Consider the following 15,955-nt stretch of genomic DNA (forward strand, 5'->3'; position numbering starts at 1 on the left):
TGCCTTCATCTTGTATTGGAACCCTTGCGCCCTGCACGGCTACGTCCCGTCTTGGCAGATTTGCGTCTGCGACTAGCCGATTTCCCCATATGTGGACGCGGTCCCTTCGTTGTACGGGTTCTCCCCTTACGTCTGCCAGTTCCGGAAGTACGTTTCAGCCCCTCACGGTCTCGGCGAGAATGAGGTGCAAGTGGTTTGCGACGACGTTTCTGCATTTTGCCCCTCTGTTGAATCGGCTTTGCAGCTGTGCCAGTACCTGAGGCAACAGGAGCATCGTGACCCAATGCGATTGGAGGTAATGAGGAATGTGGCAACGCCTGTATGACGGTCAGTGGGAATAATAGTGCCCGAACCGTAGTTGGCTCCAGAACCAGTACAGTGCGTAGTCCTCCCTCCCCATGGGTATACACAGGTCCATTCGGAGGTTGGATATAAGCAAACCATCCGGGAAAACGCAATAACCACTGTGTCACCATCGTATGCAGTTTCGTTCGGTAGGTTTCAACGCCGTAGAGCCTTTCCGCTTCTGTCCGATTACGCCACCCCGTATTTGAGGCCAGCTCTGCATCATTCAGCAAGGTTGTTGCCAAGGTGACAAGCGCTTCGGTATCACCCGGCGGGGCCAGAAATGCATCACTGCCTACGGATTCCATTAATTCCTTCAGTCCACCCTGAGCAAAAGCGATGACCGGTTTGGCAAAATAGAGACCCTCCAGTGCGGTCATGCCAAACCCTTCTTTGACCATGCTTGGGATGACCAGGATATCCATCGCGGTATACGCCAGAGATACGTTCTCTTCAAATGTGGTGAAGGTAAACCGGCGTGAATACCCGGATTTTTTCACCCGTGATACACACTCGTCGTAATACTTTTTATCCGATGCTGCCCCGATGATCCAGAAGCGACAGCGCGAATGTGTTTCACAGATCCTCAAGGCCATATCTACAAAAGGTTTCAACCCTTTGGCATCATATATAAATGAAGAAATATAACCGATACAGGTCTGCGATGATTTGAAACCGAGCTCCTTACGCTTGCGTTCGCGCAGATGAACCCAGCGGTCCGGTGCTGGTAGCGCGGGTTCCCAAGTTGGGGAGATAATGGTCACTTTGTCACCTATGCCGGCTTCGTGGAATGGGGCTACCGCTGTCTCGGATATACCGATAATCCAATCCGCGTAACGCCCAATCATCTGGATCGCCTCGGTTGTATGTTCATTCGTATGAATGATCTCGGTAATCTTCCAGATGACCGGAATCTGAAGGGACTTTGCCGCTACAGCCGGCATCACATTAACGCAGGTGTTCGTTAACACCATATCGGGAGCAGTCTCCCGTATTAGGGAGACTGCTTCCTGATACGCTGGTGTATGACGAAGATGCTCCGCATCATCTGCAATGCCCAGGTAAGGTGTGTACACACCGTGAAGCATCGGCAGAGTGCATATTTTGACCTGAATGCCGAATCTTCGCGCAAGCCCCGCAAGCTTCCCCTCCTGAGGGGCTACGAGCACACATTCAAAGATCGTACCGATCTCTCTCATAAAATGAAGCAGCAGCTTCTCGGCGCCTGTAATGCTGCGAGTATTACACACATGTGAAAATAACATCATCTTTGGTTTCATTGCCATGGCCGCACGGACCCTATACACGATTATCCGATACAGGGTACTGTGCACACCTCCTCCCGGCCAGAATTAAGGGAATATGATGGTTAACATTTCATTAATTCTTTTGCCATACGTGTGGTCTTTCAGTGTACGTTCAAGTCCACGAAGTGCAATCTCACGACGTTCCTTTTCATGAGTAAGATAATATTCCACTTTGTCGAGTAACTCCTGCGGCGAGGAATATGTCTCAATCTCCACACCCGGTTTGTAGAAACGTGCAATGTCATCCCGGGCGTCGGTCAGCTGTAGCGTCGTGGACGCGGCAATTTCAAACGTTCTCGGGTTTGGTGAAGCTGGCGCGATTTTGAGGTGATTATTATTGACGGAATCATCTTCGTGGGATCGATGCAGGTTGATGACAATTTTGGTGCCATTGTACACATCATTGGTCTCCGGCGGACTCATCCAGCGCCCGAGCTCAATCTTCTCGCCATAGGCAGTATAGTCAGGCAGACGGTCCCACCAGATTCCGTTAAATACCGTATTGTGTGACATCAACTGAGGCATGATCGGATTGAAGAAGTATACCCGGTTCCAGTAGGCCGAGCCGATAAAGCTGACATCCCGTTTTAACGTGGAAGGAGTTGTAATCGGAAAGTAATGATTAGTAAATGCGGCAAAAGGGAGGTAGTGAACGGACGCGCAGCCGATTTGTCGATATAGATCGATACAGTTCAGTTCCAACGTGAAGACATGGTCAAAATGTGTCACAATATCCAGCGTCATATCTGTATAGTACGGGTCATCCGTGAGCCAGATCGCCGTCTGAATGCCCGCTTGGCGAATCGCATCGATATGCTCGATGGGGATATCCATTCCATCCAGCACAAGCACAAGATCAGGACGCGTCTGCAGCGCAATTTCAGAAATCGGTTGACGCGGATCAGAGAGGGTTACTTGAGCTACCATACCCTGTAGCGTGGCCATAATGGCCTCATCCAACGGGGAGTAAGGGAAGCCTTTACCCGAGGATACATACAGCACGTGAAGCTGTCGGAAAGGCAACGGTTCCTGTGCACAATTCACAATATAGTTGGCGCGACCGCGCAGATATCCTTCTTCCTTACCTGCGTCATATCCGGCATGTTGCCCATTTTTGCGTGCTTGATCAGCCAGGCTCAGTACGGGTGCATGAACCTTTTTGGTTTTACGGTGTTTGAGAGACATACCGCCACTCCTTTATTTTTTGGGATAGGGTTCTCGTTGGTGCTGCACTTCAGACGGGGATTACAAATGTTCCAGCAACTGACCGATCCGGCGAGTGAATGTATGCTGGTTCATCGTGGTGAGAAGTCCACGCCACGCCATCGCCTGTCGTTCTTCTTCATGCTTCAGATAATAGTGGATCTTGCGCTGAAGTTCTGCTGCGTTGGTGAACGTCTCGATGTCATATCCCGGCTTATAATAACGGGGTAAATCTGCACGTGCATCCGTAATCTGCATTGTGCCGCAGGCGCTGATCTCATACGTGCGTGGATTAATCGAGTGACCTTTAAGATGATGTGTATTGCGATTGTCTTCCCCATTCTCGCAAGTCCGGTGAATGTTAATGACAATCTTGGCGCCATTGTAATAATCTACTGTCTCTCCAGGAGCAATCCATCCTTCGTGGATGAAACGGCCTAGTACATCATAGCGTGTCAAACGATTCCACTGGCTACCCGCAATGAATACCTTTTTGTCCGCTAGAAAAGGGGCCAGCTCATCAAACAAGGCAATCCGGTTCCAGAATCCGGTACCGATAAAACAAATGTCGTGCTGATGCTGCGGTGCGGCGCGCCGCGGTTGAAACATGCTTGGATTCACCGCGAGTGGCATATAGATGACCTGGTTCGCTCCATGTCCCAGATAGAAGGGTACCGCGGCCTCTTCATGCGTGAACACGACATCATAGTGCTGGCAAAGGGACGTTGTATCTTCGGTGAAATACGGATCATCCACAAACCACACGGCAGTTCGGATACCGAGTGCACGTATGCCATTCACCTGCTCTACATGATCTGCGGGGAATACATGCAGACCATTCATGACGAGCACAACATCGGGCCGATGCTGACTGGCTTCCTGCAACATCGCTGCTGGCGATCCAACAACGCATTCACGTACAGATTGTTGCAGAGCCAAGGTGACACCTTCATCGATGGCATCGAATCCTTGCGGGATATATAACACCTTCATGTCCCGCAGGGTCGGTTCAAACATCTGCACCCGCTCCATCATGGCTTGACAGCCGCCAAATCTGCGGCCTTCTGCATATCCGCCGCGGTAAGCCGTTTCCGCTTCGGTCAGCGGACGGTGCCTTCGTTTTGCCACATTATTCACCCTGTCTTCCTTCAGGAGATCTCACTTCCAGACTCTCCCCGAGATTGGTCTTCCCTCTAAAGGATATGCCTCGGGGTCAGATGCATCATGGACGGGTGTCCTGCAAGGCGCAAAATTGGCGCATGCCCTCCACATCCGCCTGTACGGGCATGTCCGCTTTTGCGGCGATGCAAATAACCCGGAGGGATCTGTCCCCCCGGGCTAACATCATTTGTTAGAGGATGTTCAAAAAGTCCGCTTTTGATTACGAAGGATGCCTATCGGCATCACCAACATCGAATATGAAATTCAGCCGAAATGTCCGTTGCTCACGTAGTCTTCCCTACGCTCCGCTACTCCATTTCTAGCTTCATCCCATCTTCTCGGTACTGAAAACCGGTCTTTTTGAACTGGCACTGTTAGTAGGTATCATTCCATGCAGGAATAATCCGGTCTAATCGGTTACTGTGCTTTGTAAGCCAGCTGATGTCCGTCCTCGAATCCCTTGGCGAAACCCGCGTTGAATCCCTCGTTGTACGCCTCGTTGTATCCCTGGCTGTACGCACCGTCCGGGTTCGGATCGGTAGGGGTAGCCGGGACGACTGGTTGTACGGGCTTTGGACTCCGGTGCCGCCGTACCGCACGTTTCTTTTTTTTGAGCCACGCACTGCGTCCTTTAAGTGGACGTTTGTGAAGAACACGTTTGGCTCTGAGCGCACGCAGTTTGCGAATTTTGCGCAGACGGGCTCCACGGATTAACAAAGCTCTTTTGGTTCTCAGTCGTATTTTCTTTTTCTTTAACATGTCAACATTCCTCCTGTATGTCCCGAACGATACGAATTGCACACCCGGGGTCTTTGAGCCACGGCAAGCCAGGCTCCCCATGCTGGATTCGGGCCAGCCTGATTCCCGTAACCATACGAGACATTTCTGCCTGATAGCGACTCAGCAAACGAATGTTTTCGGCCAGAATGCGGGCGGATACTTCCGAATGAGCGGTTACACTGGCTACACTGTCCAGAATGCGTGCCAGCGCCTGCTGACTGTGTGCAATGGATTCAATGAGCGCCAGTTTGGCTTCCTGCTCACGCCGCATCAGACTCATTTTCCCATGTCTCCCAGATCCATGCCGCCAAACATACCACCGTCCATACCGCCGCCATCTTCGCTATCGTTCTGCACCATCACCGCTTTGAGATTGTTGCACAGTCCGGTCTCCATCCGGGTTAATCCTTCCAGCAATTCCACCAGCTGATCATGCATTTTGAGCGGCTCGCCTACCTGATCCCCATGCGTCAGAAAGGTATCCCCATTCAAATGATTCAGCGTCCAGTTCCGTACCTTCTCGGCCTCAATCGCTTTTGCCTCCAGGATCAGGGCAATATTCCACTGCATTTTGGCTGCTGCGTCCAGCATCAGAATGAGGCTCTGTTCTCTACTCATGTTCCTTCACCCGCCTTCCGGGCTTATTCTTCTTCTTGAACCGCGATCTCCCGCATGACTTGGGTCAGCGTTTCGGCTACAGCCTCTTCCAGATCTGCAAGGCCCCCCAAGTAAGAGATGATGCTTTTGTTGATTTGCCCAGAGCTATCCAGCAGACCGTCAACGCCATCCAACTCCGGTTCGATATCTGGCAAATGATTGATGATTTCAGACATGCGTACAGCGACTTGGCGTTTGGCATCCAGCACACGTGCGATCTGCTGGTGAGAGTGTGCAATATGTGTGATGATTTCATCGATTTTGCTCTGCATGGTCCTCCTCCTTACCGTCACGGCCTGCTTCACCCATAGAAAAACCCGGCCTATCAGCATTTGCCTGTTACAGCATATGCCGGGCCGGGATCGTCAGTTACTACAGCTTGCGCCTATATCGTCAGATGACATAACTCCAGTCGGAAGAATATCGACTGAGGAATTGGCGAGTACGTTCCTGCTTGGGACGTACAAACACCTCCTCCGGGGTTCCTTCCTCCACAACGGAACCTCCATCCATGAAAACAACCCGATTTGCCACCTCACGGGCAAACCCCATTTCATGGGTGACTACAATCATGGTAATCCCCTCTTGAGCAATGGAGCGGATGACAGACAACACTTCACCCACAAGCTCGGGGTCCAGCGCAGAAGTCGGTTCATCAAACAAAATCACTTCGGGATTCAGTGCCAATGCTCTGGCGATGCCCACCCGTTGCTGTTGTCCACCTGACAACATACTTGGATACTCATTGATTTTGGCAGACAGTCCGACTTGTTCAAGCACGCGCAAGGCACGCGTGCGGGCATCGGCTTTGGACATTTTCTGGGCAATAATTAAACCTTCCGTGACGTTATCCAGCACCGTCTTGTGTTTGAACAGATTATAATGCTGGAACACCATCGCCGTTTTTCGTCTCAACTGCACAATGTCATGTTTGCGTGCATGCTTGCAATCGACGGTTAATCCACTGATCTGAACCTCGCCCTCATCGGCACGTTCCAGAAAATTGACGCAGCGCAGCAGCGTTGTTTTGCCTGATCCACTCGGTCCAAGGATCGCTACGACATCGCCCTGTTCCACGGTCAGATCAATTCCCTTCAATACTTCCTGCTTGCCAAAAGTTTTGTGTATGTTGGTTAGTGTAATCATGACACGCCTCCTTTGCTATACACGGCAACCCGACGCTCAAGCAGAGCAGTGATCCGCTCGGCAATGATGGTCAGCCCCCAATAGATGAACGCTGCGGCGATAAAGGCCTCCAGAAACTTCAGACTGACGGATGCCACCACATCCGCTTTACCGAGGATGTCCATCTGAGACACGGTAAAAGCGAGTGTTGATCCATGCAGGAACCCAACAAACATACTGCACAGGTTAGGCAATACAGCCCCGATCGCTTGAGGGATGATGATACGCCTTAAAGCCTGGAATGTGCTCATGCCTACAGCGTGAGCCGCCTCCATCTGGCCGATATCCACAGCAAGAATGCCTGAACGGATAATCTCCGACATATAGGCGCCCGCAGTGAGGGAGAAAGCAATCAGTACAAATACGAGAATTGGAATCGACGAGGATTGGAAAGCCCAACCGTAACGTTCCGCCAGCCTATCGATAATCATCGGAATACCGTAATAGATGAGAAATAGATGCATCAACATCGGTGTTCCACGCAGGAATGAAACGTAGAAGTCAGCAATGCGGTGAATCCACCGCACGCGATAGATACGGATCAGAGCCGTAGCCAGACCGATTCCGAAGCCTGCAATCAACGGAACAATCGTAATGACGAGTGTCAGTGGCAATGCCTTCAGGATTTGAAAAAAAGATGTATAGATAAACTGGAGATCAATCGACATATGCTCACCCCGCTATTCGTTTCAGGCGTTTGGTTCGAATTGCCGGCTTGTGTACAACTCTCTTGCGTTCATGACGCTGGAGTCTGCGTTCTGCAAAGGCAAATCCTTTTTCAAGCACAATAACAATGACATAATAGACCACAGACAGACTGATATACACTTCAAGTGCGTGCGATGTAGCCGAAATTAACGTCTGCCCTCTGCCCACCATATCCATGACACCAATGGAGAAAGCCAAAGACGTATCCTTTAATGAACCGATTAACGTGTTAGCCATGTTCGGAAAAGCAACAATCAGTGCCTGCGGAACAACAATCCGCCGAAAAGACTGGAATGTGGTCATACCGGCAGCATAGGCTGCTTCCGTCTGACCTTTATCCACACTGCGCACCGCTCCGCGAAAGATCTCGGCAAAGGATGCCGCGTCACTAAGCGCATAGGTCACAATGACAAATAACAACGGGTCGGTTCTCGACAGGTCGATGCCAATGGGTTTGAGCAACTCGGGAAGTCCGTAATACACCAGGAACAATTTGATCAGGATCGGTGTGCCCCGCATGAATGAGACGTACAGGGTAGCCAACTGGCTTAGTACCGGAATCCGATACAGCCGGGGAACGGCCAGAAGTACGCCGCCCACCAGTCCGAGCACGATGGAACCACCCAGTACAATCAGTGTTATATGCAAATATCGTAGCAGTTCCGGGATGAAATCCAGAACCAATGACAGATCAAATGATTTTCCCATTACCGCTGCACACCTTTCTCAGACTACTCTTCAACCGTATAGTCAGCTCCAAGCCACTCTGTGCTCAGTTTGCCTAACGTTCCATCTTCTTTGATCGCTTTGAGCGCTTCGTCCACTTTGGTTTTGAGCTCCTGCTCATCCTTGTTCAGAATGAAGTATACTTTGGAGTTGGAGAGGGCATCTCCTACCGTTTTCAACTGAGCATCAACCGCCTTATTCTGATAATCAATGGCAAACTGAGTGCTGATGGTGGCATCCACCCGGCCTGTTTTAATCTGAGTAATGGTATCCTCACCCGCTCCGGAATATACGATATCAATCCCGTTGCCGTTCGCTGCATTCCATTTCTCAGCAAGTACAGCCGCATTACTTGTAGCACCAACAATCAGTTTTTTCCCTTTGAGATCCTCAATCGATTTTACTTCCTCATTTTTCTGACTTACGACAATTTTATTTGGAAAAATATTATAGGCTTCATCATTAAACAGGAACTTGGCCTGTCTCTCATCATTGACTTCCATCTGGTGAGCGATCAGGTCAATTTTTTTCGTTTCCAGACTCAGCAGCAGATTTTTAAAATCCATCGTGCTGAATTCGAATTCATATTCAGGCAAACGTTTGTCGATCTCCCGGATCAGTTCCACATCATAACCTGTTAACTTGCCATTCTCATCAATGAAGCAGACATTTGGGAACTGTGTACCTGTTCCTACAATGATCTTTTTCACTTTGGTGTCGCCTGCTGCCGAAGCAGATTCTGAATCATTACTTGCAGTTCCTGTGCTGCATCCAGCCAGTACCGCCAGCATTGTAATGAACAGCAGTGCTGTCCGGAATTTTTGAATCCCCCGTTTTTTAACCATTCCCAATCTCCTCCACAGGCTGTTATCACAGCAAATATGATGTGTACTCCCATTCCTCTTCCTATTAACAAACCATTCTTACTTGTATAGTCGGAATTAGGTTGAACAAAGAATATCATTACAAGTCATCTTAGGGCAATAACTAAACTAATAGGACATCCTGATATGGTTATAGGATTTCTCTATAGTATAAGAAAAAGCCATCCCCCATATCGATTGGCGGATGGCTTCTTCTTGTATGACTCTCATTGATTATACCATTTTGGCGGTGCATCACTTGGTGTGTACACTACTCATCTATCTGCGACTCGCCCATTTAATTTTACGTGCAACTTCCACTCGCTGTAATTGTAAGAGACCGATCCGTTCCTCGAACTTCTTGCGTTCGTCCATGGAATGAGCGGCATGAATCTGGTGGCACAGACCTGTCAGTTTGCTGTTGATGTAATCAAACCGTGTCCATAGTTCCTCTTCAGGTGTGCGTTGCTGCTCCGTCGCCGTCTGAAATATTTTGAGTTGGCGGATAAGGGATTGTTGCCATTCCTGATCCTGAATTTGGATGGCAAAATGCAAAAGATCCAGATAGTCATCAATTTGCAACGAAACGCCGCAATCAGATTTAGTGTTCATCGTCGTCTCTCCTTATTTCAGTACTTGGCTGGAATCCATTACTTCTATCTTACAGGAACAAGCCCACTGAAAGCGAGTACTGAACGATTAAATTTCGGGAAAATTTTTATTTTTTTATGTTAAAACAGCTTTACATTTCCATTAAGACCAATTTGGCAGGATATTGATATTGGTACATATGAAATTGGTAATAAAAATCCGCGTTAAGGAAAAAAGTTCTTTCCTCAAAACGGATTTTTCATCATTTTATATATAATATTAACACATATCAAATTAGTCATTTTTTCCATCTCGCTGCTGTCTGGTCATCAGTAACATGAGAAACGAGATGATAATAATGGAAACAGTCCATGCCCAGGCCATGGTCTGATTGCCCGAATCTACAGCGACATAGATTGCCGTGGGTACCGTTTGTGTTTTGCCCGGAATATTGCCTGCAATCATCAGTGTCGCACCGAATTCGCCGAGTGCCCGGGCAAAGCCCAGGATGAAGGCGGTCATCAATGCTCTGCCTGCGAGCGGCAAGGAAATGTAACGAAAGACCTGCCACTCATTCGCCCCAATCGAACGACCCGCATCCTCCAGATCACGATCCACACCACTGAATCCCGATTTCATCGTCTGATACACCAGTGGAAAAGCAACCACCACCGAAGCAATCACCGCAGCCCACCAGGTGAAAATAACCGGTGCGGAGAATATGGCTTCAATCCATTGTCCAAACAGACTTTTACGCCCCAATATGACAAGTAACAGAAATCCAACCACCGTCGGAGGAAGGACTAGCGGCAGCATAAATGCCGTTTCCAGCAGAATCTTTCCCCGAAATGAAGAACGTGACATCTTCCAGGCTATCGCAATTCCGAGCACAGTGGCCACTACGCTGGATAATAACGCTACCTGAAGCGATAGGCGCACCGGTGACCAGAATACGGACCAGTCTATGGCGTTCACATTCATTCCGGAATTGTGAATCCGTATTTCGCGAAGATATCCAGTACTTCAGGGGTTTGTAAATACGCATAAAATTGTTCGGCCTCTGTACGGTGTTTGGTTCCTTCAATAATGCCTATTGGATAGTTGGCTGGTGTGTAGCTGTTCTTGTCCACCTCAAACGCAATTTTCACCTGATCCGAAGTAAGAGCATCCGTTTTATATACAAATCCTGCATCTGCATTACCCGTCTCTACATATTGAAGAACCTGTCTAACGTCTTTCCCCTGCACAAGCTTACTTTCCAGTTCATCCCACAGCTTGGCATTGGTCAGAGCTTCCTTGGCATAGGTTCCCGCAGGAACACTTTCCGGAATCCCAATGGCTACCGTCTTGATGGAGTCGCTGGTGAGATCCGTTTCACTGGTTACTGTGTGGGTCCCATCTGCTGGCACTATGGCCACCAGTGAATTCTGTAGCAGATTCTTCTGATCGCCCGATGCAATCAGGTTTTCATCCACTAGCGCATTCATATTTTTCGTTGCCGCCGATACAAAGACATCAGCCGGGGCACCCTGTTCAATCTGCTGTTGCAAGGCACCCGAGGCGCCAAAGTTAAGATTAAGTTCTATATAAGGATTAGCTAGCTCATAATTGGTTTCAATCTCTTTCATTGCATCGGTCAGACTGGCCGCCGCAGAGATCGTCAGATCTACCGTTTCCTGAGGATCGGTATTTCCTGCTGATGAACTTTCACCTGATGCCGCTGGCGTTGAGGTCGTTTGTTCTGCACCCGTGGATGTATCCGTAGTGCCCGTGCTTGCGCCACAACCTGCCAATATAAGAGCCAGTCCCAGTGACATACTTCCCAACACATATCCGATTCTCTTTCCCATTCTTTTCTCCCCCAACGTTATCTTTAGATATAACTAGTTATAATTGATTATATCTAATTATACACAAGACAAAAAAAATGGGAAGGTGATTAAGATCACATTTGATTTTTGTTATCTGTCCTATGCGTGTATTGCGTGCTCTCAGGTTTATGGCATCCCTCAATTAATGATATAGTACAAGAAACATTCATAACAAAACCATCATTGCTCTATACCTTTGAAGGAGGATCTTCACTTATGACGGAGGAGCAATCCTACACAACCGAAGAAATATCCAAGCTGCTCAAAATATCGAAACTGACGGTCTATGACCTAATCAAAAAAGGAGACCTCGTCGCATACCGTGTAGGTAAACAAATGCGAATTGATGCAACCGATCTGGAGGCATATAAACGTCGCTCCAAGCAACTTCAGTCCTCAGGTCAGCGTATCCCGACTCCTCATCAGACCTCGGAATCAGGGACTCAGCCAAGTCCGGGTGATTTTCAGGGAACTTCCTTACAATCGACTACACCCGTTGGGTCTGCGCATGCGATTACTCCAGCGAGTTCTGCTCATGCAATGACTGCTGTACCACGGCATCTGGTCATAACAGGTCAGGATGTCAGTCTGGATATCCTAATGCGCCATATGGAAAAACAAACTCGGGACATTCGTCCGCTACGTTCGTTCATGGGTAGTCTGGATGGGCTTATCTCGATGTATCGCGGTGAGTCCGATCTGGTCAGCACCCATCTGCTCGACGGAGATACCGGTGAGTATAATCTGCCGTACATTCGCAAAATTCTGACAGGACGGTCCTATGTTGTGGTGAACCTGCTATCACGTCCTGCCGGACTGTACGTACAGCGTGGTAATCCGCAGAACTTACAGAATTGGACCGATCTGAGCAAGCCTGAGCTTCGACTCGCTAATCGGGAGATAGGTTCTGGCGCGCGAGTATTGCTGGATGAGCAACTTCGACTGCATGGAATTCCTGCCGCAGGTCTGATCGGATATGAAACCGAGGAAACCAGTCACATGGGCGTGGCTGCCAAAGTCAGTTCAGGCGAAGCTGATGTCGGAGTTGGCATTGAGAAAGCTGCACGACTTGTGGGACAGGTTGATTTTATCCCGCTCATTCAGGAACGTTATGATCTGGTCATGCTGAGGAAGCAAGGTAATGAAGCCTGGACAGAATCTGTACTGCGAATTCTCCAATCGCCGGAGTTCAGGCAGGAACTGCAATCATTCGAGGGATATGACGTATCCCGGACAGGTGAGATTTTGTACGAAGCATAGTTATACCAAATCTAGACAATAACAGCCAATGCTCAACGTGTATTACACATTACATCATGCATATACAAAACGCCTTGCAAGGGCTGCAAGGCGTTTTTGGTGTTTCTTTCTATATATAACGCATGATATCGATGAATGGATTGCTTAATGTGGCAAATCGATCTCAAAAATGAACACACCATACGCGGGCATGTTGATCTCATTCTGAAGTGTTGTACCTGACAGTAACTCTTTTGCTTGCTTCTTAAGCTTAATGGGGACTTGTTGATCCGAGTAGTTGAGTAAAAAGACATAAGCTTTATCCTTACCAGAACGGATACCAAGCTCAACTTCGGACGATACCTCTACCAGGTCACCCACAGGTGAAGATAGCTCTATTTCATCCAGGAGAGCATCTACGACCGGTTCATTGTAAGCCGCTCCATAATACCATACTTGCCCCTGACCTACCGTACGTTTGGTCAATGCAGGACTACCTGCATAATATTCGGATGTATACTCAGCCACAACCTGTACGTCAGCATGCTCCACATAAAGAACTTCGTTAAATCCGGCCGTTGACGTTCCCTCCTGAAGTCGCTCACTCGCCCCATTCCATTGCAGCTCAGCTGCTGGAATGGTTCCTTTGATTAAGGTAAAGTCCTCTACGGTTACACCACACAACTCAGCGACAGCCCCAGGGAACGGTCTCATATAACAATGCCCCCTGAGATCCTTATATCCAGTGCGCGCACCGAAAAACAGCGTGCCTCCTTGACTGACATAGGCTTGCAGAAGTTCTGCTGTCTCGTCTGTCATGATGGCCGGGTGAGCATAGATGATCACCTTATAATCGGATAACTCTTCCAGTGTTGTCGTTGGTTGCAGTGTAACCATGTCCGTCGGAATATGACGATACTGGAGCTGTTTATACCAGGAGCGTACACTCTGTTGCTGAAGCGGGCCGTGCCATTCATCCAACTCTCCATCCCAGATGTTATCGTAATCCTGTAGGATCGCAACATCGGCTTGATATGTAGTGCCCGCAATAACACGCCCGATCTTGGCAAACTCTTTCCCTACTTGTGCAACCTCGCGTACTCTTCTGTTGGGTTGATTATGGTAATCATTGATGCCATGCCAGTACATCTCGGTGCCAAATGTTGCTGTCCGCCAGCGGAAGTAGACGAGTAGATCTGTTCCGTGAAGAACAGATTGATACGACCATAATCGGATCTGGCCCGGTCTTGGCGTACCCATGCCTATACTGTCAACCCAGCCTCCTGGCCCAGACTGTTGTTCCATGACGCAGAAGTTCGGTGACATGTTACGTACGTTCGACAGTTTCATGCTCCAGGCCCGATCTTGTAATGAGTTATCGTCTGTCCCTGGGAAGATCGTGGCAAACTGCGGATACGAATCATAGGAGAAGAAATCCAACAGGTCTTCTGTCATTTCATGATTATCCAAATGTCCAAACGTACCATTTGTTGTGATCCAATGTTCAGGGTCCAATTCGCGAATAATGTCCACCTGAAGCTTGGCAAAAGAAATCGTATTGGCTGAGATAAATCTCTTCTCATCCAATGCCAAATGAGGATTTGGAGATTGGCTGACCATATTTCGGGTAAGGTGAACTTGCGCCCAGTCGGTATAGGTCTGACTCCAAAAAACAGTCCCCCATGCCTGGTTCAGATTCTCCAACGATTCATAACGATTCTTGAGCCATTCACGGAAGGCGACATGATCTGCCTCAGCATAGAAAACATCCATATGACAATTAAATTCATTATCAATCTGCCATCCAATAAGAGCCGGATGATCTTTATAGGCAATCACCATATTGCGCACGATTTTTTCACATTGCTGTCTGAAGATTGGGCTGCTGTAGTTGGTATGACGCCGCATGCCGTGTTGATACAATACCCCGTCCTTATTTGCGTTTAATACTTCAGGATATTTGGATGTTAACCACGCTGGTGGAGTTGCAGTAGGTGTTCCCAAAATAACACTTAAACCGTATTGATGCGCCAGATCCAATGCCTTCTGGAAAAAACTAAAATCGAACTGGTCTTCTTCCGGTTCAAAGATGGACCATGCAAATTCAGCCATCCGAATAACTGTGATATTCATCTCTTTCATTCTACGGAAATCGTCCTCCCACAACGCTTCCGACCAGTGCTCAGGGTAATAACAGACCCCCATTTTTAATTCATCCAATTGGATTGATTTTGCCACCTTTGATTGCCCCCTTAACCTGCCATATTGCCTCCATTCTATTGGAACCTTCACATATAATAAATGACAAGATTATGCGACTTATAATAAAATATTGTCATTGTCCAAGATTCAAATAACAGTAGGCTGAATCTATTTCAGTTCACTACATAAAAATATTGCGTTTAAATGGAGGATGCACGTGAAAGAACACATCTTTCTCCCCAAGCCGGTTTTCCCCAGACATGTATGCTTTCCCGATTTTATTGGAGGGTACAGTGACTTTCCGAAACATTATGTGAATCGGGAATATCGAACGAAAGATATCAACTTGGATCATTGCTATAATTTGCACCTTGTACTTGAAGGTAAAGGATTCCTGGACACGGAAACCACTCGTTATGAGCTAACACGAGGGCAGGGATTCCTCTACGGTCCCGGTCTCAGACAAACCTACTATTCAGATTTGGATGATCCGTGGAGTATTCGTTGGATTCACTTTTACGGCATTCGTCTCGAAGAACTGTTAAATGGAAAAGGCGTTGACGAGCCCTGGCTGTTTCAATGTTCCAACTTTCCGGTGGTTACCGCGCTCATGGATCGATTGCTGGAGCTAGGCAGAGGCTATCAGGTGGAGGACGAGCACAGTGTGGCAGCAACATTATATGAACTTCTGACCCGATTGCAATCCGCAGCGAGTCAAATCAATGTTTCTTTAAATCACACTTCAGAGCGAATTCGTGAAGCAGGGAATTATATTCGCTCTCATAGTAATGAGCACATCACACTTGATCACGCTGCCGGAATTGCCGGATACAGTACAACATACTTTAGCCGCAAGTTCAGTCAGACGTTTGGCATCTCCTTCCCGGAATTCCTCTTGGAATCCAGGTTATTACATGCGAAACAACTGCTCGCAACAACCAACCTTTCCATTAAACAAATTACGCTGGAAACGGGATTTTCACAGTCAAGCTACTTCATCCGCTGTTTTAAAACCCAGGAAAACGTAACACCTATGCAATTCCGTATGATGCACAATCTTTCGTTATAAGGTACGGGACGTATTCCTTGAACAAGCTGATGCAAAAAAAGACTCTGC

At 48.1% G+C, this 15,955-nt stretch carries 17 protein-coding genes; 2 read left to right on the plus strand and 15 right to left on the minus strand.

Annotated elements, in window-relative coordinates; all coding sequences use genetic code 11:
• Positions 1-5: 5 nt before the first annotated feature.
• From NST38_RS24540 to modA, 14 genes are all read right to left on the minus strand, one after another.
• A complete protein-coding gene (locus tag NST38_RS24540; RefSeq protein ID WP_143781288.1) occupies positions 6-1,631 on the minus strand; it encodes a glycosyltransferase in 1,626 nt (541 codons plus the stop codon).
• A 66-nt stretch (positions 1,632-1,697) separates the two neighbouring features.
• Complete coding sequence (locus NST38_RS24545; protein ID WP_076253283.1) at positions 1,698-2,837, minus strand: CgeB family protein; 1,140 nt, start codon at positions 2,835-2,837, stop codon at positions 1,698-1,700.
• Positions 2,838-2,897: 60 nt separating this feature from the next.
• Entirely contained in the window at positions 2,898-3,992 is a 1,095-nt protein-coding gene (locus tag NST38_RS24550) for a CgeB family protein (RefSeq protein ID WP_083684797.1), read from the minus strand.
• A 441-nt stretch (positions 3,993-4,433) separates the two neighbouring features.
• Positions 4,434-4,775, minus strand: coding sequence for a hypothetical protein (locus NST38_RS24555; RefSeq protein ID WP_051446920.1), 342 nt, complete (start codon positions 4,773-4,775; stop codon positions 4,434-4,436).
• 1 nt (position 4,776) lies between these two features.
• Positions 4,777-5,076 (minus strand): hypothetical protein, encoded by a 300-nt coding sequence (locus NST38_RS24560; RefSeq protein WP_076253282.1) that lies wholly within the window; start codon positions 5,074-5,076, stop codon positions 4,777-4,779.
• Entirely contained in the window at positions 5,073-5,414 is a 342-nt protein-coding gene (locus NST38_RS24565; RefSeq protein WP_017692510.1) for a hypothetical protein, read from the minus strand. The genes NST38_RS24560 and NST38_RS24565 overlap by 4 nt, the downstream gene beginning before the upstream one ends.
• A 23-nt stretch (positions 5,415-5,437) precedes the next feature.
• Entirely contained in the window at positions 5,438-5,725 is a 288-nt protein-coding gene (locus tag NST38_RS24570; protein ID WP_017692509.1) for a hypothetical protein, read from the minus strand.
• Positions 5,726-5,846: 121 nt separating this feature from the next.
• The gene (locus NST38_RS24575; RefSeq protein WP_017692508.1) at positions 5,847-6,599 is read right to left on the minus strand and encodes an amino acid ABC transporter ATP-binding protein; all 753 of its coding nucleotides are present in this window, start codon (positions 6,597-6,599) and stop codon (positions 5,847-5,849) included.
• Positions 6,596-7,306, minus strand: a complete 711-nt coding sequence (locus NST38_RS24580; protein WP_076253281.1) for an amino acid ABC transporter permease — start codon at positions 7,304-7,306, stop codon at positions 6,596-6,598. The genes NST38_RS24575 and NST38_RS24580 overlap by 4 nt, the downstream gene beginning before the upstream one ends.
• A 4-nt stretch (positions 7,307-7,310) precedes the next feature.
• Positions 7,311-8,054, minus strand: coding sequence for an amino acid ABC transporter permease (locus NST38_RS24585; RefSeq protein ID WP_076253280.1), 744 nt, complete (start codon positions 8,052-8,054; stop codon positions 7,311-7,313).
• Positions 8,055-8,077: 23 nt separating this feature from the next.
• The gene (locus NST38_RS24590; RefSeq protein ID WP_036673581.1) at positions 8,078-8,899 is read right to left on the minus strand and encodes a transporter substrate-binding domain-containing protein; all 822 of its coding nucleotides are present in this window, start codon (positions 8,897-8,899) and stop codon (positions 8,078-8,080) included.
• A 315-nt stretch (positions 8,900-9,214) separates the two neighbouring features.
• On the minus strand, positions 9,215-9,547 hold the full coding sequence (locus NST38_RS24595) for a hypothetical protein (protein WP_017692504.1): 333 nt from the start codon (positions 9,545-9,547) through the stop codon (positions 9,215-9,217).
• A 273-nt stretch (positions 9,548-9,820) separates the two neighbouring features.
• A complete protein-coding gene (modB, locus tag NST38_RS24600; RefSeq protein ID WP_083669918.1) occupies positions 9,821-10,507 on the minus strand; it encodes a molybdate ABC transporter permease subunit in 687 nt (228 codons plus the stop codon).
• Positions 10,504-11,376: a molybdate ABC transporter substrate-binding protein gene (gene modA / locus NST38_RS24605; RefSeq protein WP_076253279.1), complete on the minus strand. Its 873-nt coding sequence runs from the start codon at positions 11,374-11,376 to the stop codon at positions 10,504-10,506. The genes modB and modA overlap by 4 nt, the downstream gene beginning before the upstream one ends.
• A 237-nt stretch (positions 11,377-11,613) precedes the next feature.
• Here modA and NST38_RS24610 point away from each other — a divergent pair, with 237 nt between their 5' ends.
• Positions 11,614-12,657 carry a substrate-binding domain-containing protein gene (locus NST38_RS24610; protein ID WP_076253278.1) on the plus strand — a complete coding sequence of 348 codons (1,044 nt, stop codon included), beginning with the start codon at positions 11,614-11,616 and terminating at the stop codon, positions 12,655-12,657.
• Positions 12,658-12,801: 144 nt separating this feature from the next.
• Here NST38_RS24610 and NST38_RS24615 read toward each other — a convergent pair whose 3' ends face one another.
• Complete coding sequence (locus NST38_RS24615; RefSeq protein ID WP_076253277.1) at positions 12,802-14,874, minus strand: beta-galactosidase; 2,073 nt, start codon at positions 14,872-14,874, stop codon at positions 12,802-12,804.
• A gap of 175 nt (positions 14,875-15,049) precedes the next feature.
• On the opposite strand from NST38_RS24615, the gene NST38_RS24620 reads away from it, so the two are divergent.
• Positions 15,050-15,907 (plus strand): helix-turn-helix transcriptional regulator, encoded by an 858-nt coding sequence (locus NST38_RS24620; RefSeq protein WP_076253276.1) that lies wholly within the window; start codon positions 15,050-15,052, stop codon positions 15,905-15,907.
• The last annotated feature ends 48 nt before the right edge of the window (positions 15,908-15,955 follow it).

Source organism: Paenibacillus sp. FSL H8-0104 (genome assembly GCF_038050215.1).
In the GTDB taxonomy this organism is placed as follows: Bacteria; Bacillota; Bacilli; order Paenibacillales; family Paenibacillaceae; genus Paenibacillus; species Paenibacillus amylolyticus.